Below are 18,061 nucleotides of genomic sequence, written 5' to 3' on the forward strand. Positions count from 1 at the left end.
AATGGCTCGTCGGCGATGTGACATCCGCATCGCCTGATCCCAAGATCAGAGCGCCAATTGAATGCGATTGGCTTCGGTGCCGTTCTGTGCGGCCGGAACGGCACAGCAGATCAGGACTTCATCGTCGGCCACCGCAGCGGCTGGCTCTTTGACGTAGGTCACCACTCCCGCCAGAAGCTTCGTTCGGCAGGTGCCGCAATGTCCTTCCCGACAACTGAAATCGGGGCTCAGGCCGCGCGATTCCGTGAGGTCGAGCAACGATCCCGACTCTGGTGTCCAGCGCGCTTCCTTCAATGACTCTGTGAACACGACATGCACCGATGCCGACGACGATGGCTGGCGCGCCGGCGCTGTCGCCGGGCTGTCGACGGTTCGCACCAGTGACGCGGGGCCGAATGCTTCGGCGTGGATACGGTTGTCAGCGATGTTCAGTGCACGAAGACCGTCATAGATCGACTGCATGAATCCGGAAGGTCCGCAGAGATAGTAATCGTAGTCGCCAACCGGCATGAACCGTGACAGCAGGGCCATGTCGATACGCCCCGCAGCGTCGTAGTCGGGACCTTCTTCGGCATCCGTGATGTCGCCGAGAACTCGGATGACCCGGACTGCGTCTCCAGCGGAGGCCGCAAGCTCATCCAATTCGTTGCCGAAGGGACGCTCGTTCTTCGAACGGGCTGCCTGAAAAAGCACGGTCGGTCGAATCTTGAGCGTCCGCAGCCCTTCGTAAATCACATGCCGCAGCATCGCGAGCATCGGCGTGATGCCGATGCCGCCCGCCAGAAGCACCGCTGGTCGCGCCTCAGCGGCATCGATCGTGAATTCACCGGCGGGCGCCCTTGCTTCGATCACGTCGCCAATATTGATGCCGTCGTGTAGCCGCTGCGACACCAGTCCGTCGCGTTTGACGCTGATGCGGTAGACGTGATCCGAAGGCGCGACCGACAGCGTATAGGTTCGGATGGTGGTCTTCTCCGCGCCGTCAATGGGCAGTCTGATCGGGAGATACTGCCCAGCGCGATGAGGCAGGAGACCGGCGCCGTCGGTCGGCTCCAGATGGAACGACCTGACCGTTGCGCTCTCATCGACGATGTTGATGACCTTGAATGGCCGCCATTTGGTCGCAAGTTCTGCAGCCCGCAGACGACCGGCTGCCTGCTCCCAACTGCCTGTCATGAGTGTGCTCGGCGCCCATCCGTCCGGTCGGAACGACCAGCGCAGGGGCAGGGCACCGCGCCGAAGAACGACACGCCGCGCGTTGAATTGCCAGAGGCGCTCGGCACCCTGGAAGGCGGCGATCTCCGGGGAGTCCAGTACAACCCGGGCGTCACCGGTCATCTGCAAGACGTCGCCGGTCTCGAAATCGACGAACAAGAGCCCGGCTTTGCTGTTGATGAGGATGTTGCCCAGCGTGGCGAAGAACAGATTGCCTGCGAAATCCGGGATTGTGAGCGTGCCGTCGTCGGCAACGCGAACGAAACCGGGATTGCCACCGCGGCTCGAGACGTCGACCTGTCGACGGGATTCTCGCTCGACATAGGACGCGACAAAGAACATGTCGGCGGCTTCGATCATGCGGCGTGCCGTTGCGTCGATTTCGGCTTTCTCTTCGATATTTCCCGTAAACGGTTCGCGTGGATCGCGGACGAACTCATAATCGCGGAGCTGGATGTAGCGCGGGCAATTGCCGAAGCTTTGATCGACGTCGAAGTGGATCGCGTTATTGTCCGATGGTCCGATGATGCCGTTGACGCGATTGCGTCTGCGCGTGTGAAGTTCGATGCCGAGCAGGCCGATTGCATCGCCCTCGTGCATCCCTTCGCTGGCGGGATCGCTTGGCTCCCTGACGACATCGATATCGAGTGATTGCGCTGTTGGCGATGAGATGAAGCCGGGCTTGCCGGTGACAAATGTGGCCCATGCGTCACCTGCGCCGTCGACGCTGCCGAGCGCTATGAAGGGAATCTGGGCGTAGAAATCCCGGTGTTGCGTCGGCATGTAGTCGCGCACGATACGCCTGCCGAGCTCGTCCATGTGAGCCGAAACGCCGACCTTTTCCTGGATCGCCTTCTCGCCGGCGTGCCAGATGTCTAGTTTTGATAGCAACATAATATCGGTCATCGGTCCGCTCTCTCGTCGGCGGTGTCGGGCGTATGCCTGGATACGCCCGACACACGCAGTTAAGCCGCAGCGGCGAGGCCGACGGGGGTCTTGGCGAAAGGCACGAAGCCGGGCAGCGCTTCGATGCGGCGCAAGAAGGCGGTCACCTTGGGATAGCCGGACAGATCGACATTTCCTTCCGGCGCGCTTGCGATGTAGCTGTAGAGCGCCACATCCGCGATGGTCGGACCATTGCCGACAAGCCAGTCGCGATCGGCGAGATGCGCTTCGACCAGTGCCAACAAGGCGTGCGCGCGCTCGATGACTTCCTCCGGATTGAAGTTCCTGCCGAAAACGGTGATCAGCCGTGCAGCGGCAGGACCATAGGCCAGTTGGCCGGCAGCGACGGACAGCCAGCGCTGGATCGCCGCGCTTCCCTTCGCATCATCGGGCAGCCACTCGGTTCGGCCGGATGTCTTGGCGAGATAAACGAGTATCGCGTTCGAGTCGGAGACAATGGTGCCACTGTCATCGAGGACCGGCACCTGACCGAACGGATTGAGCGCAAGGAAATCCGGCGTCTTGTGCGCGCCCGACTTCAGGTCAACCTCGATGAGTTCGTGGGGCAGGCCAAGGAGCGAAGCGAACAGATGCGCGCGATGAGAGTGGCCGGACAGTGGATGGTGATAGAGCTTCATGATTGTGATCCTGAATTCGTGGTCGGGTCCATTCCCGTTCAGCGAATGCAAGTTGCTTCATGATCCGGCGCGCGAGAATGCACGCTCTGCGCACTTCATCATTGCGCCGGATGAAATAACCGCGGCCTTTGTCGGCGCGCGACAGGCCCGATAGCGGTTTCATCAATCGCGTTGATGGGTCTTCCCGGAGGGCATCCACGTCGCGGAGGGGGCATTACTCGGAAAGCGGGCTCGCAGCCGCCGCAATCCTTGATCCAGAACAAGCGGCTGGACGTCGCGATGGCATAAAAGTCAATTGCGCGGCGTCGGCGGCCATGGTGTAACCCGGCAAAGACGTCGTTTAGATCGACTCAAGACTACGCCGGAACCCATTGATGGCCTTATGGTTTGTGTTCGCCTTGATGACCGCCGCAGCGACTTTCGCCGTGTTGTGGCCGCTTGGCCGGACCCGCTCCGATGCCGGGGGCACCGAGGCCACTGTCTACCGGGATCAGCTCGCTGAAATCACCCGCGATACCGCCGCCGGCCTGATCGGGCCGACCGAGGCGGAAGCGGCGCGTGTCGAGATCAGCCGCCGTCTGCTGGCAGCCGTCGATGCCGAGGGCGCGGCGTCCGTAGGCAGCAGTCCCGGCTTTCGCCGCGCGGTGGCGCTGGTGGCGCTGATCGGCCTGCCGCTGCTGGCCATCGGCTTCTATCTGCCGCTCGGCTCGCCTGCCATGCCGGACTTTCCGCTCGCCGCGCGCAACCAGTCGCCCAGTCCCACCCAGCCGCTCGACAATCTCGTCGCACAGGTCGAGCAGCATCTCGAGAAAAACCCGACCGACGGCCGTGGCTGGACCGTGCTGGCGCCTGTGCTGGCGAAGATCGGCCGTACCGACGATGCGGTGCGCGCGTTCCGCAATGCGATCACCTATGCCGGCGATACGGCCGCGCGCCGCGCCGATCTCGGCGAGGCCATGGCGATGGCCGCCAATGGTGTCATCACCGCGGATGCCAAGACCGAATTCGAACGGGCTGTCGCGCTCGACGCCGGTGAGGTGAAGGCACGCTACTTCCTGGGCCTCGCGGCCGAGCAGGACGGGCGTGGCAGCGACGCGGCGGTGATCTGGCGCGACATGCTGGCAAAGGGACCTGCGGATGCGCCGTGGCGTCCGGTGGTCACGGCGGCCCTGGCGCGTGTCGGCGGCAGCGCTCCGAAGTCAGGCCCGAACCTGCCGGCACTGTCGGAAGACACGATCGCGTCGGTACAGGGCATGAATGCAGGCGACCGCAATGCGATGATCCATGGCATGGTCGACCGGCTTGCCACGCGGCTGAAGCAGGATGGCAGCGATGTCGAGGGATGGTTGCGGCTGGTGCGTGCCTATATGGTGCTCGGTGAGCGCGACAAGGCAAAGAGCGCGCTGGCGGATGCACGGGAGGCGGTCGGCACGGATGCCGAGCGGCTGCGCAAGCTGAACGATGGCCTGAAGGACTCCGGGCTGGATGGGTGACTTCCAATGACGCGCAAGCAGCGAAGATTGACGATGATAGGTGGAGCGCTGGTGGTGCTCGCCATCGCGGCCGGACTTGTACTGAACGCGCTGCGCGACTCCATCGTGTTCTTCTCGACGCCGCAGATGGTTGCCGAAAAGCAGATCCCGGTCGGCAAGCGCTTTCGCCTCGGCGGCATGGTCGAGCAGGGCTCGCTGGTGCGCGGGGATAATCTCGCCGTGAGCTTCAAGGTCTCCGATGGCGGTGCGACGCTGCCGGTGAACTACAAGGGCATCCTGCCGGATCTGTTCCGTGAGGGGCAGGGCGTCGTTGCCGAAGGCGCGATGGATGCGTCGGGCGTGTTCAAGGCCGATACGGTCCTGGCGAAGCATGACGAGAACTACATGCCGAAGGAAGTCGCTGACGCGCTCAAGAAACAGGGGCGCTGGCAGGAAGGCGAGGGCGGCAAGCCGGTGATGTCGCAGGGCGCCGCCAAGCCCATGGTGACGCCTGCAAAACAGAGTGTTTTGCAGTGATTGCCGAAGCCGGACATTACGCACTGGTGCTGGCGCTGGCGCTGGCGCTGATCCAGTCGACGGTGCCGATCATCGGTGCGCGCCTGCGCGATCCCGCATTGATGAATGTCGCGCGCTCCACGGCACTGGCGCAGTTGCTGTTTGCGGGGCTGTCGTTTCTCGCGCTGACGACGCTCTATGTCACGTCGGATTTCTCGGTCGCCAACGTGTTCGAGAATTCGCATTCCGCAAAACCGCTGCTCTACAAGATCACCGGCGTGTGGGGGAACCACGAAGGCTCGATGCTGCTGTGGGTGTCGATCCTCGCACTGTTCGGCGGGCTCGTCGCTGCCTTCGGCAATAATCTGCCGCTGTCGCTGCGCGCGCATGTGCTGGCGGTGCAGGGCTGGATCGCCGCGGCGTTCTATCTGTTCATCCTGATGACCTCGAATCCGTTCCTGCGGCTGGCGCAGCCGCCGCTCGAGGGCCGCGATCTCAATCCGGTGCTGCAGGATATCGGCCTCGCGGTGCATCCGCCGATGCTCTATCTCGGCTATGTCGGCTTCTCTATCGCATTCTCCTTTGCTGTCGCCGCGCTGATCGAGGGCCGCATCGATGCCGCCTGGGCGCGCTGGGTGCGGCCATGGACGCTGGTGGCATGGATATTCCTCACGCTCGGCATTGCGATGGGCTCCTATTGGGCCTATTATGAACTCGGCTGGGGTGGCTGGTGGTTCTGGGATCCCGTCGAGAACGCCTCGCTGATGCCATGGCTGTCCGGCACCGCGTTGCTGCACTCCGCGGTGGTGATGGAGAAACGCAACGCGCTGAAGGTCTGGACCATCCTTCTCGCGATCCTGACCTTCTCGCTGTCGCTGCTCGGCACCTTCCTGGTGCGCTCCGGCGTCCTCACCTCGGTTCATGCCTTTGCGACCGACCCGACGCGCGGCGTGTTCATCCTGCTGATCCTGTGCGTGTTCATCGGCGGCAGCCTGACGCTGTATATGTGGCGTGCATCGTCGCTGAAGCAGGGCGGACTGTTCGCGCCCATCTCGCGCGAGGGCGCGCTGGTGCTGAACAACCTGTTCCTCACCACGGCCTGCGCGACGGTGTTCATCGGCACGTTGTATCCGCTGGCGCTGGAAATGCTGACCGGCGAGAAAATCTCTGTCGGCGCGCCGTTCTTCAACCTCACATTCGGCCCGCTATTCGTGCCGTTGCTGCTGGCGATGCCGTTCGGGCCGCTGCTGGCGTGGAAACGCGGCGATCTCCGAGGCGTCACGCAGCGGCTGATGGCGGCCGGCATTGCCGCGCTGCTGGCGGTGGCATTGGTCTGGGCATGGACGACCGGCGGCGCGGCGCTGGCGCCGCTGGCGATCGGGCTCGGCGTGTTCGTGATCGCCGGATCGATCGTCGATATCGCCGAACGCACCATGCTGTTTCGTTTACCGTTCGGTGCGGCGTTCCGCCGTGCGCGCGGATTGCCGCGCGCGGCCTGGGGCACGGCCTTCGCCCATGCCGGCATCGGCGTCGCGCTGATCGGTATCGTCTGCGAGAGCACCTGGAATACCGAATATATCGGCACCATGCAGCCGAATGATGTGGCGAAGCTTGCCGGCTATGAGCTCACGCTCAAGGACGTCACGCAGCGGCAGGGGCCGAATTTCCGTGAGAGCCTCGCGCGTTTCAAGGTGACGCGCGGCGGCGACGAGATCGGCGAGATGACGCCGTCGAAACGCAACTTCACCGCGCGGCAGTCCTCCACCACGGAAGCCGCGCTGCTGTCGCGCGGCGCCAGCCAGCTTTATATCTCGCTCGGTGAGGAGGCCGCCGGCGGCGCAGTTGCCGTGCGGATGTATCACAAGCCGCTGGTGCTGATGATCTGGTGGGGGCCGGTGCTGATGGCCTTTGGCGGGCTGCTGTCGCTGTCCGACCGGCGGCTACGCGTCGGCGCGCCGAAGCCGGCAAAGGCATCGCGCGCACTACAGCCGGCGGAGTGATGGCGTGACACGCTTTGTCGCAGGCCTCATCGCCGTCATGTTCCTGCTCGCTGCGCCGCTCGCGCATGCGGTGCAGCCCGACGAGATCATGAAGGACCCGGCCCAGGAAGGCCGCGCGCGCAACCTGTCGAAGGAGCTGCGCTGCATGGTCTGTCAGAACCAGTCCATCGACGATTCCGATGCACCGCTGGCGCGCGACCTGCGCCTCTTGGTGCGCGAGCGTATCGCCACTGGCGAAAGCGACAAGCAGGTGCTGGATTTCCTGGTGGCGCGCTATGGCGAATTCGTGCTGCTGAAGCCGCGGCTCAACCTGCACACGCTGCTGCTGTGGCTGCTGACGCCACTGGTGCTGATCGGTGGTGGCGTTGCGCTATGGTGGCACAACCGGCGGCGGGGCAGGGCTGCAGGCGATGATGATGCCGTGATGACGCTCACCGCCGAGGAAGAAGCGCGGATCGAGCGGCTGATTGCCAAGGAAACGGTGCAGGACAAGCCGGTTTAGTTCGCCGACCCCGGCCAGCAGCCGACTATTGAGAGCTCGCATCTAGATCACAAGGCAAAGTCCCGAGAACAGCAACAAGCCCAGGATAATTCGTTTGAAGGCTGCTTCGTTGACCCGTCCGAACAGGACGATGCCTAAAGCCGTTCCAGCAGCCAAGGCGGGTAGAGACATGCCAAAGTTGATCAAGACCTTTAACGAAAGGCTGTGGTGCGAAAGCATGAGAGCAAGGGCGAAAAGCTGCATCACCCCGATGTAGGGTTGAACCAGACCGCGCTGCTGATTTTTCGGGAGACCATGGATGTCGCACCAGATCGCAGGAAGTGCGCCGGGCATCGCCGTCAATCCGCCGACCAGTCCCCCACCAAACCCCACCAGCGCGTTTCTGCTCTGGCTCTCCATCTCACGCGAATAGGCAGGCGTTGGCCGGAACAAGGCATATGTCGCGTAAAGCGATACGAGAGCTCCAAAACCCAGTCTGAAAGTTCCAGTGCCTACATTCTGCAGGAGATAGATCGCGATCGGAATGCCCAGCAATCCACCCGCGATGAAAACGAGGCTGGTTTTCCATTGCATGCTCTTGCGTAGCGCAAACAGAGTGGCCGCTTGTACAGTGATGCTGCAAGCCATCATCAATGGCACAGCTTCCATAGGCGGAAAAACGTGTAGCAGGACAGCGCCGGCGACCGCCGAGAACGCAAACCCGGAAAGGCCGGAAACGAACGCGCCCGCAAAAACCGCCCCGCTTAGCGTCAAATAAGCCGCTATGTCTGACATGGCATCGCTTCCTTTGGAACGGTGATCGTCTTCAATAGCGGGACCGCTGGGGCGTCCGAACTCACTCAAGTGACAACAACCAATCCATCTAGTCGCCGTGGATCGCCGTTGTTGCCGTTTCGATAGGTTGGATACTCGACACGTGGTTCAGCATGTATCCTCCGACAACGTGCAAAATGCCGAAGCCAGCCAGGACAGCGATTGCCCACGCTTTGAGAGGAGACGGAGGAGGCGTTGGTCGACGGATGTGGGAGCTCTTGGTAACTGCCATATCCAAATTTCCTTCTTGCACGCGTTCGGAAAATTCGACTGTCACTTTGAAAGCGCGCTCCTGCTTCCAACTGCCGAATTCAAGATCGGCTGTTCAAGCGCGTCCAGTTGGGGCGAACGATATCGCTGGGTTCATACGCGAGCGATACGGCAGATGTCGTATTTCGTCGTCGGCAAGGAGGCTAATGTCGAAAAGCCCTGCGCCGCTGCAGATGGTGGCGCCGTGGGAGATCAGCGCGGAGACGCGATCTCAACCGTGGCCGGGTGATCGCCAATCCGTGGGCAGCTACACATCCTTTTAGCAACCGTCATTGGTTTATTTCTTAGCGCCACGGGATCAGCCGCCTGCCGGATGTCGCTGGTGAGGGGCGGCCAACCGCCAGTTGGCGCGGCCATCCCTTCGACCGGACCTGTCGAGGTCATGGCATCGAGCATCGGCTCGCGGCTTTCCTGAACAGCTACAACTTCGCCAGGCGGCTGAAGACGCGGCCTCACTGCCCATGAAGCCATCTGTACGGCCTGGGCAAATGAGCCATACCGCTTTCGGCTCAATCCGTTCCACTTCACCTCGGGACTGAACACCTAGGGCGAAAGGGGAGACGCGCGGGTTCTGAAGTTGCCGCGCTGGCTAAATTCAAATCGGTTGACGTCAAAATTCTTCGGATAGGTGTTTTCCAATTGTGGCGGTATCGGCAGGTTATAGCCGATCTTCAATTGGTTCATCAGGACACTGCGCAATCGCATCGATCCGGCAAGGCCGGCAGTCACGCAGGTGCCTGCCACATTCTCGAGTCCGGGGGCGCATGTGAATCGGGCCGCGGCAATCGAACTGGTAAGGACGCTGGCTCCAAAAGCGAGCGTGACGAGAAGGCCGGTGTTGAAACGTTTTGACATGTCGGCCTCTCTCAAAAATTCACGGTTGCGCCGCCGGCGACGACCCAGGCGTCGCCGGACATGAATGGCACTAACGGCGCGAAGGCCGGCGGTCCCGGAGTTTCATTCTCCCGAATCCAGACCCGCTCGATCCTGCCATTGATGTTGATCTTGTTGGTGACATTGTAGTTGGCGACTCCGCCCACCGCCCAGCGGGTCTTGGCCGGCACGAAGCTGAACGTCGCAGCATCATAACCATCGTGGTCGCGATAGAGATAGCCCGCGGTGGGGCCGACGGTGAAGCCATTGGCAAATCTGTAGTTCAATCCGGCATTGACCCTATACAGGTTGCTGTTGGAATTGAACCCTTCCGGAATCAAGGCCAACCCGCCAGGATCAAGAATCTCATTCTTGTTGGTATGGGTCCAGAAACCATCGCTGTAGATCGACCACCTTTGATCAAAGGCATAAGATGCACTGCCGGAAATCGTCGTGCGCGGCCCGACCCTGTACTTGTCGTAGCCTAGCATGCCGAACTGGCCGGATTGCGAGATGCCGTCCCAGGAATAGGACCCGGAGCCCTGCAGCGAGAGCGGCCCATTGGAATATCCAAGCGCGGCTGTCACGGTTGCCTCGTCGCCGTTCTTGATACTGATGGTATCGGTGGTCAGGCCCGTAATCGGGTTGAGGGCTTCCTTGTTGAAGGGGTTGCGCTGGGTATAGCCACTCGACAGGGTCAAAATCAGCGCCTGCGACAGCGGAATGTTGACGCCCGCAGTCGGTCCGAAATTCCAGCCTTCGCCATAGGTGCCCTGGTCGACGAGATCGCCGTCCATGCGCGCGAAGCGCGAGTTACCGTAAAGTGCGGACGTTCCGGTCGGGGCGTTGATCAGCATTGCGACGAAGGGCTGGAAGCCGGTGAAGCCATTGTAAGTGGCGGTGCCCGAGAGCTGCGTATCGACCGGCGTATCGACCGAGCCGCGTTCGCCGGATGTTGATTGCGACGAAGAGACAAAGCCCCCCCGCAGCACGAATTCGAGTTTCCAATTGGGGTTGGGATTGCCTGTCAACGACAGTGACATCGGCGCGTAAAGTTGCGTTCCCTGACCGACGCCGTTCAGGGGGGCAGCATTGGTCGGAAAGCCTCGGGTATTCCGCCAACTGAAATAGCGGACTTCGCTGTTGTAGCTGATGTTCCACAACTGATCGATCGACTGCACAACGGCCTTTATCGGCATATCGGCTGCAAGCGCCTGACCTGGAGCACCTCCGCACGCAACCACGACCGCACCGGGAATTAATAGTCGCATAAAATACCCCCGCCGCCCAAAATTCCAGAACGCATTTCACAGCATTACGGACAAATTTCAAAGTCAGTAATGTTCCCCCAAACAGGGCTGGTCTGTGGAGGAATGATGCACCGGTTACGGAGTAGCCGCGGCGAGGGCGGCCCGTATTTTGTTTGCTAGTATAGAAAAGGCCGCCTGGAGGCGCCCCCGAAACGACCAGGTCGTAGCCGCGGTTTGGTCGGTTATTGTTTTCCGATATACTTCAGACCGACATAGGGGCCGTTGAGGCCGAAGTTGGTGTTGTTACCGTTGCGGATCGTCGAGCCGGAGGAAGGCGAACCGGAAAAGTAGTTTGAGGGCGGTTTGGTCTGCGAGAGATTTAGCGCGCCGTTTTTCATCGTGTATGACGGTCGCTGGCCAAGCCCGCCCTGACTTTGGGCGAGCGCGTCGTCTGAGGCGGTCAAGTAGCCACCCGACGCCAAGACAGAGCCAACTACGGCAATTTGTTTCATGAACATGTTAGATATCTCCTGTGTGACATCCACTCATCCTCGCGGTCAATCGATTGACGTGCACTTCGCCACTCATGCGACCGACTTTGGAATCAAAACGTCGCCGTTGCCTCATAATAGCTAGAGGAACGCGCTCGCCGGCATGCCGCTCACCACTTGTATCCCAAGACAGGTTTATAGGGGCCAGAAGCGCTGTTACCGTTGCGGATCGTCGAACCGGACAAGGAGTTTGAGGGCGATTTGGTCTGCGGACCGGCGAGATTTGGCGTGCCGTTTTTGACCGTCTGCGAGGGGCGATGGCCAAGCCCGCCTTGACCTTCGGCCAGCGCGCCATCTGAGGCCGCCAAGTAGCCGCCCAACACCAAGACGGCACCAACTACGGCAATTTGTTTCATGAACATGTCAGATATCTCCTGTGTGACATTCACTCGACATTCCCTGCTCACCACTGGTACCGCGCGACACTTTCGCCTGCGTAGCTGCGCGTCACGTTGGAGAACTCATCCTCGAAGGCCGCCGTCGTCGTGCGAGACTTCCCGAAGCGAAGCTGCTCGTCTTGATAGCTCCGTTGATGGCACACTTCTGCTCTCAACTGCCGAATTCAGAATCTGCCGCTGTTCTAGCGTGCCCAGTCGGCACGAAAGATATCGTTGGGTTCAGTCGCAAGCGATACGGCAGATGCCGTATTTCGTCGTCGGTAAGGAGGCCAGAGCCTTTTCCGTTTCGATAGAATCGAAACGGGGCTCTAGATTCGTTATTCTGACACGTTTTCTTGACGCGAATCGGGTCCACTTCGCTGGAAAACGCTCTGGTGTCGAAAGGCTTTGCGCCGCTGCAGACGGTGGCGCCGTGGGAGATCAGCGCGGAGACGCGATCTCAACCGTGGCCGGGTGATCGCCAATCCGGGGCAGCTACATATGCCTTTAGCGACCGCTATCGATTGATTCCTTGCCGTCAACACAGGCTGTAACGATCGCTTCGTGCAATTCCTCGCCGGTGATCGGCTTGTGCAGAATACGATGACCGCTGGCGATGGCTTCCTTGATCCGCGACGGCGAGGTATCGCCGGTCACGATAACGGCAGGGACCGAGCGGCCGATATGGGCGCAAAGAGCTTCGATTACGTCCAGGCCCGTAGCTCCATCTCCGAGGCGGTAGTCGGCAATGATCAGATCGACCGGTGCCTTGCCGGCCTCGATCGCCTCGGCATGAATCTGTTGCACCTCGGCGGCAGATCGGCCGGCATAGACGCGATGCCCCTGCAGTGTGAGCAACTGGACCATGATATCGAGAACATCCCTCTCGTCTTCCACGACCATGATGCCGACGGCGATGCCGGCTGGTGATGCCTTGTTGTCGGGCAAGGGAGTTTCCACCGCACTGGCTATCGGAACCGTAACGGAAAACATCGAGCCGCGCCCGGTGACGGAGACCAGCTTTAGCGGGTGTTGCAGCAGCACGGCGGTGCGGCGAACGATGGCGAGGCCAAGGCCGAGGCCAAGCGCGCGATCCCTCGCCGGGTTCTGCAATTGTACGAATTCCTCGAACACCATTGCTTGCTGATCTGCGGGGATGCCGGGGCCGGTATCCCATATCTGGATTTCCACCGAAGCGTCGCGCCTACGGCAGCCGAGCAGAACGCCGCCGAATCTCGTGTATCGAAAAGCGTTCGACAGCAGGTTGTCCAAAACCCGTTTCAGCATCATGGGATCGCTGTCCACCAGCAGACGGCTTTCAACAACACGCCAATCAAGGCCGCGATCCTTCGCCACGGGCGCGAATTCGTTGCCGAGTTGATTGAAAAGTTGGGACAAATTCACCGTCTCCTTCGCAACAGTGACGACGCCGGCATCGAGCCGGGAGATGTCGAGCAGTCCATTCAGGAGGGCGCTGAGATTGCCGACAATGGATTTTGCCTTGCCGGCCAGATCGCGAGCATCGCCGGATGCAACAGCGCCTCGGTGACCCAGCGCCGCGAGCGTGGCGATCAGTAGACTCAAGGCATGGATCGGCTGGCGCAGGTCATGACTGGCGGCCGCAAGGAAACGCGTTTTCGCACGATCGGCTGCTTGCGCGCGGTCGCGTTCTTCCTGCAGGTGGCTCACCAGTTCGACATTTTCCAGGCGCAACCTGATGGTCTCACGCAGCATGTGGTACGTCGTGCGGCAGTAATAAAGATTGATGGCCACAAGCCCCGCAAGCAGGGAGAGATATGCGCCGGAGATATCACCTCCATTGGTAATAGAGCGTACCGTGATTGGCAGCACCGTTGCGACGATCGAACCGACGAGAGCAGGCGGAAAGGCCGAGAGCGACGGGACGGTGCCGCAGATCAGACCGGTCAAAACGATGACCGTGAATGAAAAAGGAATGGGCGCCTCGGGAAGGAACCCAACCCAGCCGAGCATTCCCCACAGCAGGCCTGACACGCAGGAAAACGCAGCCGCGAGCCAGGCCCATCGCAACGCGGACGTCGGCTCTCTATCTCGGTTGAAGAACCGGCGCGCCGCCAGAACGCGTATGGCAGTGAGCAGATACAACGCGCCGAGCCATCCGATCAACCAGCTCGCCGATACGACGCTCCTCAGTACGTATGCTGCCGCCAGGGAGATGAGGATGTTGGCGACCACCACTCCGTAGGAATTGCGATACAAAAGCTCGACGAGCGCCTCGCGTATCTTGTCTTCTTGCATCGAAACCTCTTCGCGCGCCGGTAGGTGCGGCGGCTTCGTTCGCGAGTTGCCGTTGCGCTAGCCCGCTGGAAGGCCGAGACGAATTGCGTAGGCTGTCAATTCAGCACCGCTGTGCAGATCAAGCTTCCGCATCAGATTCTCGCGATGTTTCCGGGCGGTCAGCGGGCTAATGCCGAGCCGATTGGCGATGTCGCGGCTGGTGGCACCGTGAGGGATCATCCCCAGGATTTGCCGCTCGCGCCGTGTAAGCGTGACCGGAGATATGATCGCAGCCGTGGGCTCCGGGGAGTCGTTCGGGCCGTCATGCTGGTCCACCGCAAAACGAACCTCCTCCGCCACATAGGCGTTGCCTTTTCTGATGGCATCGACTGCAGCGATGAGTTCGGATGGATCGCCGCTCTTGGTCAAATAGCCATTCGCGCCTGCAGAAAACGCTGCCCGAATGGAACGTGGCTCAACATTGGCGGTCACGACAAGAACTCGCAGCTCCGGCCATTCGGTTCTCAGGTTAGCTATGAATTGAAACCCGTTCACACCCGGCATGCCGAGATCGAGTATGAGAAGATCGGCGGAGCTTTCGTTCAGCAGCCGGTGAACGGCTTCACCGTCCGCCGCTTCTCCACTGACCGTAAGCCTGTCCACGGTCGACAGAAGCTGTTTCAGGCCTTCCCGAATGAAGGCATGATCGTCAGCAATGATCGTCCTCAGCAGTCCGCTCATGCATCGCCCCGCTACAACGGCGCTAGGATATAAGTCAGATCCAATCAAAGATTGGAATCCATGCATTCATTTGCCTGATGACCTTAATACAAAATACGCGAGTTGCCGTATTTTTACATATGGTCGCTGAGGCTCAGGACTCATTGAATCACGAAGGCGATCCACGCCATCATCGACAACTACGCCAACCGCAAACATCCCAAGGTGCAAGAATGGTTGGCCCGGCATCCCGCTGGACGTTCCGCTTCACACCAACCTCGGCATCATGGCTCAACGCTGTCGAAGGCTTCTTCGCAAAGCTTGCGAGACGCCGCCTCAAACGCGGCGTGTTCCGATCCGTGGATGATCTCAAAGCCGCCATCGATCGCTTCGTTACCGAAACCAACGCCGATCCAAAGCCCTTTGTCTGGACGGCCAATCCCAAACTCGTCCTCGTCGCTATCAAACGGGAGAAGCGTCAATCCACTAGTGCAGCTGTTGCCGCGGCCGGCGTCTATTCGGCGGGCAACACCGCCTGGATATTCCGACCCGTGCGTTCGATATGCTCCCGCAGGATCCGTGTTGCATCGCGGGTGCGGCGCTCGATCATCGCATGGGCCATGGCAGTGTGTTCTGCAGGCACATCGCGATCCGGCTGATGTTTCTTCAGGAAGATGCGGCGATAGCGATCGCTCTGGTCGTGCAGCGTCGCGCAGAACTGCCGCAACAGCGGCATCTGGCATGCCGAGATCAGTTCGGCATGGAAGGCGCGATGCGCAATCTCCCAGGCTTCCTGTTCAGCGGCCGAGCGTGAGCCGCGCTTGCAGCGGCTGAGCTGATGCAGCGAGCCGAGCACGCGTCCTTCCCAGGCGACATCGCCGTGTTCGATGGCTTCCTTGACGGCGAGGCCTTCGAGCTCGACGCGTAGCCGGATGATCTCGGCGAGATTGCTCGCCGAGACCGGCGTGACGCGATAGCCGCGCTGATCGATCAGCGCGACGAGTCCGTCATTCTCCAGACGACACAGCGCTTCGCGGAGCGGGCTGAGGCTGACGCCGAAGGCGGTGCGCAGGCGATCAAGATTGAGTTTGCTGCCCGGCAGTAGGTCGCCGCGCATGATGGAGTCCCGCAAACGGGCGACCAGCGTGGTGGACAATGTGGTCGGGATCGCGCCGGCCGTGGTGGTGCGTGCGGTGCTCATGATGGCTTATCCGATGCTCTCGAAACCGTAGAGCGAAGCCGGATTATCCACCAGTGCCATTTGCTGCGCTTTGGGATCCGGCAGCCAGAGCGGGATGAGATCGACGAGGTCGCCATCGTTCGGCATCGCGACCGGGCAGATCGGATGTGGCCAGTTGCTGCCCCAGAGGATACGGTCGGGACGTGCTTCGACCACGCGCGCGATCATCGGCAGCATGTCGCGATGCGGATAGGGCTCTGCAGAGAGACGGTACAGGCTGGCGAGCTTGATCCAGCAGCGGTCGGTGTCGAGCAATCGCAGCAAGGTTCGGAACGGTTCGGAGTCGACGCCTTCTGCAGCGCTGATCCGGGCGAGGTGATCCAGCACGAACGGACTGCGGACCTGCATCAGTTGCGGCGCGACATCGACCAGTTCGCTCGCTCTGTTGAAATGCAGCACGAGATGCCAGCCGAAATCGAAGGTCTCGTTCGCGAGACCCGCTAGATGCGCAAAGGATGCGCCGCCGCTGACGACGGTGGACATCCGGCAGCCGCGCATGCCGCGGAGGTGCATGTCTTCGAGCTCCTGTTGCGGCAGGCCCGACGGGATCACGGCCACCCCGCGCAGTCGTCGCGGATTGAGGTCGAGGGCCGCGAGGGTCGCACTATTGTCGGTGCCATGAGCGCCGCCATGCACGATGACGGCGCGGTCGATCCCGAGCGTTTCGTGGAGCTGCATCAGGTCGTCATAGGTGCAGTCTTCGGGCGTGTAGCTGCGCTGTTCGCTGAACGGAAATTCGACCTGCGGGCCGAAGACGTGGACATGGGTATCGCAGGCACCACGCGGCATCACGAATGCCGGCCGCTTCGGATGGCGATCGGGGCCGGGGCAGGGCTTCGGTGGGGCGCCAGGCGTATGCGCACTCATCGTGGCAACTCCCTTCAAATAAGCGATCTTTGTTCGCTGAAAATAAACGGTGGCAATCAGCCGATTTGACGACAGCCTTAAGTAGTGCCAACATAAAATCGACGAAGCAAGAAAAATCGATTATTTGGAGGTTCGCATGCGGCACGTGGTTTCTGCACTGGTGGCTCTGGTCATGGTTTCGCTGGTCGGCCAGGTTGCCCATGCAGGGTTTCCCGAACGCGGCATCAAGATCGTGGTGCCGTTTCCCGCCGGCGGATCGAACGACGTCGTTGCCCGCTTGCTTGGCACCAAACTGCAGGAGCTCTGGGGACAGCCGGTGGTGATCGACAACCGTGCCGGCGGCGGCGGAAACATTGGCGCGGATGCCGTCGTGCGCTCGCCCGCCGATGGCTATACGTTGCTGCTGACGGCGCCCGGACCGCTCGCGGTCAATCAGTCGCTCTACGCGCAACTCCCCTTCAATCCCGCGCAGGATTTCACGCCGGTAGCGTTGATCGCGTCGGTTCCGATCGTGCTGGCGGTCAATCCGGGCGTGAAGGCGACGACGGTGGCGGAGCTGATCGCGCTCGCCAAGGCATCGCCGGGCAAACTCAATTTCGGCTCGTCCGGCCTGGGATCAACCAATCATCTGGCCGGCGAGCTGCTGAAGGCGCGCGCCGGCATCGATATCGTCCATGTGCCGTATCGCGGCGCGGCGCCGGCGATGAATGACCTGATCGCCGGTCAGATCCCGATGATGTTCGACAACATGCCCGCCATTCGTCCGCAGGTTCAGGGCGGCACGATCCGCGCGATTGCCGTGGCCGGCGCAGCACGTTCGCCTCTGTTCCCGGAGCTGCCGACCATGGCGGAGGCGGGTGTCGCGAATTTCGAGGCGTCGTCATGGTTTGGCCTCGTCGCGCCGGCCAAGATGCCGCCGGACGTGACGAAGGTGCTGATCGACGGCGTGGCCAAGGTGCTGAAGGACCCCGATATGGTGAAGCGTCTCGCCGATGTCGGCGCCGAGCCCGGCACATTGTCAGGCGACGCGTTCGCGGCGTTTCTGCGTACGGAGTCTGATAAGTGGGGGCAAGTGGTCAAGACAGCGGGCGCCAAGGTCGAGTAGGACTTCGGACCGTAATCGATTTGAAAACGGGAACCATATGACGAAGAAAATTGCTGAGCTCGACGAATTGAAATCCCGCTACGAGGGGATGATTGGGTTCACGCCGCCGAAGATCGCGAAGCGACTGGAACTGGGCATGCGCGTCGATCCCGCTCTGGTCACGGCGCTGGAGGACTGGCGGATTGCGGCGCTGACGCCGACGGCACTGGATCAGAAGACCGTGCAATTGATGTCGTTCGCGATCCTGCTGGTCCAGACGTCCGAAGCTGCTGCCAATCACGCAAAGGCTGCGATCAAGGCCGGCGCCACGCTTGAGGAACTGCACGCAAGCGCCGGAATCGCTGCGCTGTTCCGCGGCGTTGCAGCCTTCAACATGGCCGGCGAAATCCTGGCCGGTCTGTTCCCGGAGACGGCTCAAAAGACCGGCGGCTGATACCGCCGTTGCATCTGC

The 18,061-nt window shown here is 61.3% G+C and carries 18 protein-coding genes and 1 pseudogene; 8 read left to right on the forward strand and 11 right to left on the reverse strand.

Translation table 11 applies throughout. The features are described from left to right. Nucleotides 1-45: 45 nt before the first annotated feature. Nucleotides 46-2,121, reverse strand: coding sequence for an FAD-binding oxidoreductase (locus tag AB7783_RS04490; RefSeq protein WP_441276972.1), 2,076 nt, complete (start codon nucleotides 2,119-2,121; stop codon nucleotides 46-48). A gap of 59 nt (nucleotides 2,122-2,180) precedes the next feature. Continuing rightward, on the reverse strand, nucleotides 2,181-2,798 hold the full coding sequence (locus AB7783_RS04495) for a glutathione S-transferase family protein (protein WP_184515565.1): 618 nt from the start codon (nucleotides 2,796-2,798) through the stop codon (nucleotides 2,181-2,183). Between the two features lie 374 nt (nucleotides 2,799-3,172). On the opposite strand from AB7783_RS04495, the gene ccmI reads away from it, so the two are divergent. The 4 genes from ccmI to AB7783_RS04515 are packed head-to-tail and all read left to right on the forward strand — an operon-like array spanning nucleotide 3,173 to nucleotide 7,288. Continuing rightward, nucleotides 3,173-4,291: a c-type cytochrome biogenesis protein CcmI gene (gene ccmI / locus AB7783_RS04500; protein WP_441276973.1), complete on the forward strand. Its 1,119-nt coding sequence runs from the start codon at nucleotides 3,173-3,175 to the stop codon at nucleotides 4,289-4,291. Between the two features lie 6 nt (nucleotides 4,292-4,297). Continuing rightward, nucleotides 4,298-4,807 (forward strand): cytochrome c maturation protein CcmE, encoded by a 510-nt coding sequence (gene ccmE, locus AB7783_RS04505; protein WP_309944653.1) that lies wholly within the window; start codon nucleotides 4,298-4,300, stop codon nucleotides 4,805-4,807. Continuing rightward, nucleotides 4,804-6,786 carry a heme lyase CcmF/NrfE family subunit gene (locus tag AB7783_RS04510; RefSeq protein ID WP_441276974.1) on the forward strand — a complete coding sequence of 661 codons (1,983 nt, stop codon included), beginning with the start codon at nucleotides 4,804-4,806 and terminating at the stop codon, nucleotides 6,784-6,786. The genes ccmE and AB7783_RS04510 overlap by 4 nt, the downstream gene beginning before the upstream one ends. Nucleotides 6,787-6,823: 37 nt before the next feature. Beyond that, the gene (locus tag AB7783_RS04515; RefSeq protein WP_441279638.1) at nucleotides 6,824-7,288 is read left to right on the forward strand and encodes a cytochrome c-type biogenesis protein; all 465 of its coding nucleotides are present in this window, start codon (nucleotides 6,824-6,826) and stop codon (nucleotides 7,286-7,288) included. Between the two features lie 42 nt (nucleotides 7,289-7,330). Here AB7783_RS04515 and AB7783_RS04520 read toward each other — a convergent pair whose 3' ends face one another. Continuing rightward, nucleotides 7,331-8,062: a sulfite exporter TauE/SafE family protein gene (locus AB7783_RS04520; protein ID WP_439058053.1), complete on the reverse strand. Its 732-nt coding sequence runs from the start codon at nucleotides 8,060-8,062 to the stop codon at nucleotides 7,331-7,333. 142 nt (nucleotides 8,063-8,204) lie between these two features. On the opposite strand from AB7783_RS04520, the gene AB7783_RS04525 reads away from it, so the two are divergent. Next, nucleotides 8,205-8,600 carry a hypothetical protein gene (locus tag AB7783_RS04525; protein ID WP_441276975.1) on the forward strand — a complete coding sequence of 132 codons (396 nt, stop codon included), beginning with the start codon at nucleotides 8,205-8,207 and terminating at the stop codon, nucleotides 8,598-8,600. A gap of 314 nt (nucleotides 8,601-8,914) precedes the next feature. Here AB7783_RS04525 and AB7783_RS04530 read toward each other — a convergent pair whose 3' ends face one another. The 6 genes from AB7783_RS04530 to AB7783_RS04555 form a co-directional block, all read right to left on the reverse strand. Beyond that, the gene (locus AB7783_RS04530) at nucleotides 8,915-9,226 is read right to left on the reverse strand and encodes a hypothetical protein (protein WP_120290907.1); all 312 of its coding nucleotides are present in this window, start codon (nucleotides 9,224-9,226) and stop codon (nucleotides 8,915-8,917) included. Between the two features lie 11 nt (nucleotides 9,227-9,237). Beyond that, nucleotides 9,238-10,443, reverse strand: a complete 1,206-nt coding sequence (locus tag AB7783_RS04535; RefSeq protein ID WP_441276976.1) for an outer membrane beta-barrel protein — start codon at nucleotides 10,441-10,443, stop codon at nucleotides 9,238-9,240. Between the two features lie 293 nt (nucleotides 10,444-10,736). Beyond that, nucleotides 10,737-11,012 (reverse strand): hypothetical protein, encoded by a 276-nt coding sequence (locus AB7783_RS04540; RefSeq protein WP_441276977.1) that lies wholly within the window; start codon nucleotides 11,010-11,012, stop codon nucleotides 10,737-10,739. Nucleotides 11,013-11,155: 143 nt separating this feature from the next. Beyond that, nucleotides 11,156-11,407, reverse strand: a complete 252-nt coding sequence (locus AB7783_RS04545) for a hypothetical protein (RefSeq protein ID WP_309944641.1) — start codon at nucleotides 11,405-11,407, stop codon at nucleotides 11,156-11,158. A gap of 522 nt (nucleotides 11,408-11,929) precedes the next feature. Beyond that, complete coding sequence (locus AB7783_RS04550) at nucleotides 11,930-13,699, reverse strand: hybrid sensor histidine kinase/response regulator (RefSeq protein ID WP_441276978.1); 1,770 nt, start codon at nucleotides 13,697-13,699, stop codon at nucleotides 11,930-11,932. Nucleotides 13,700-13,756: 57 nt separating this feature from the next. Continuing rightward, nucleotides 13,757-14,419, reverse strand: coding sequence for a response regulator (locus AB7783_RS04555; protein ID WP_441229294.1), 663 nt, complete (start codon nucleotides 14,417-14,419; stop codon nucleotides 13,757-13,759). Between the two features lie 153 nt (nucleotides 14,420-14,572). Here AB7783_RS04555 and AB7783_RS04560 point away from each other — a divergent pair. Continuing rightward, a pseudogene (locus AB7783_RS04560) lies at nucleotides 14,573-14,868 on the forward strand (transposase); the annotation flags it as partial. A gap of 44 nt (nucleotides 14,869-14,912) precedes the next feature. On the opposite strand, the gene AB7783_RS04565 reads toward AB7783_RS04560, so the two are convergent. Beyond that, nucleotides 14,913-15,599 carry a GntR family transcriptional regulator gene (locus AB7783_RS04565; protein WP_068730513.1) on the reverse strand — a complete coding sequence of 229 codons (687 nt, stop codon included), beginning with the start codon at nucleotides 15,597-15,599 and terminating at the stop codon, nucleotides 14,913-14,915. 6 nt (nucleotides 15,600-15,605) lie between these two features. Continuing rightward, entirely contained in the window at nucleotides 15,606-16,505 is a 900-nt protein-coding gene (locus AB7783_RS04570) for an amidohydrolase family protein (protein ID WP_441229295.1), read from the reverse strand. A gap of 136 nt (nucleotides 16,506-16,641) precedes the next feature. On the opposite strand from AB7783_RS04570, the gene AB7783_RS04575 reads away from it, so the two are divergent. Further along, entirely contained in the window at nucleotides 16,642-17,610 is a 969-nt protein-coding gene (locus tag AB7783_RS04575) for a Bug family tripartite tricarboxylate transporter substrate binding protein (protein WP_184515583.1), read from the forward strand. 37 nt (nucleotides 17,611-17,647) lie between these two features. Further along, nucleotides 17,648-18,043 (forward strand): carboxymuconolactone decarboxylase family protein, encoded by a 396-nt coding sequence (locus AB7783_RS04580; protein WP_170849698.1) that lies wholly within the window; start codon nucleotides 17,648-17,650, stop codon nucleotides 18,041-18,043. The last annotated feature ends 18 nt before the right edge of the window (nucleotides 18,044-18,061 follow it).

This window comes from Tardiphaga sp. 172_B4_N1_3 (genome assembly GCF_052076035.1).
GTDB lineage: Bacteria > Pseudomonadota > Alphaproteobacteria > Rhizobiales > Xanthobacteraceae > Tardiphaga > Tardiphaga robiniae.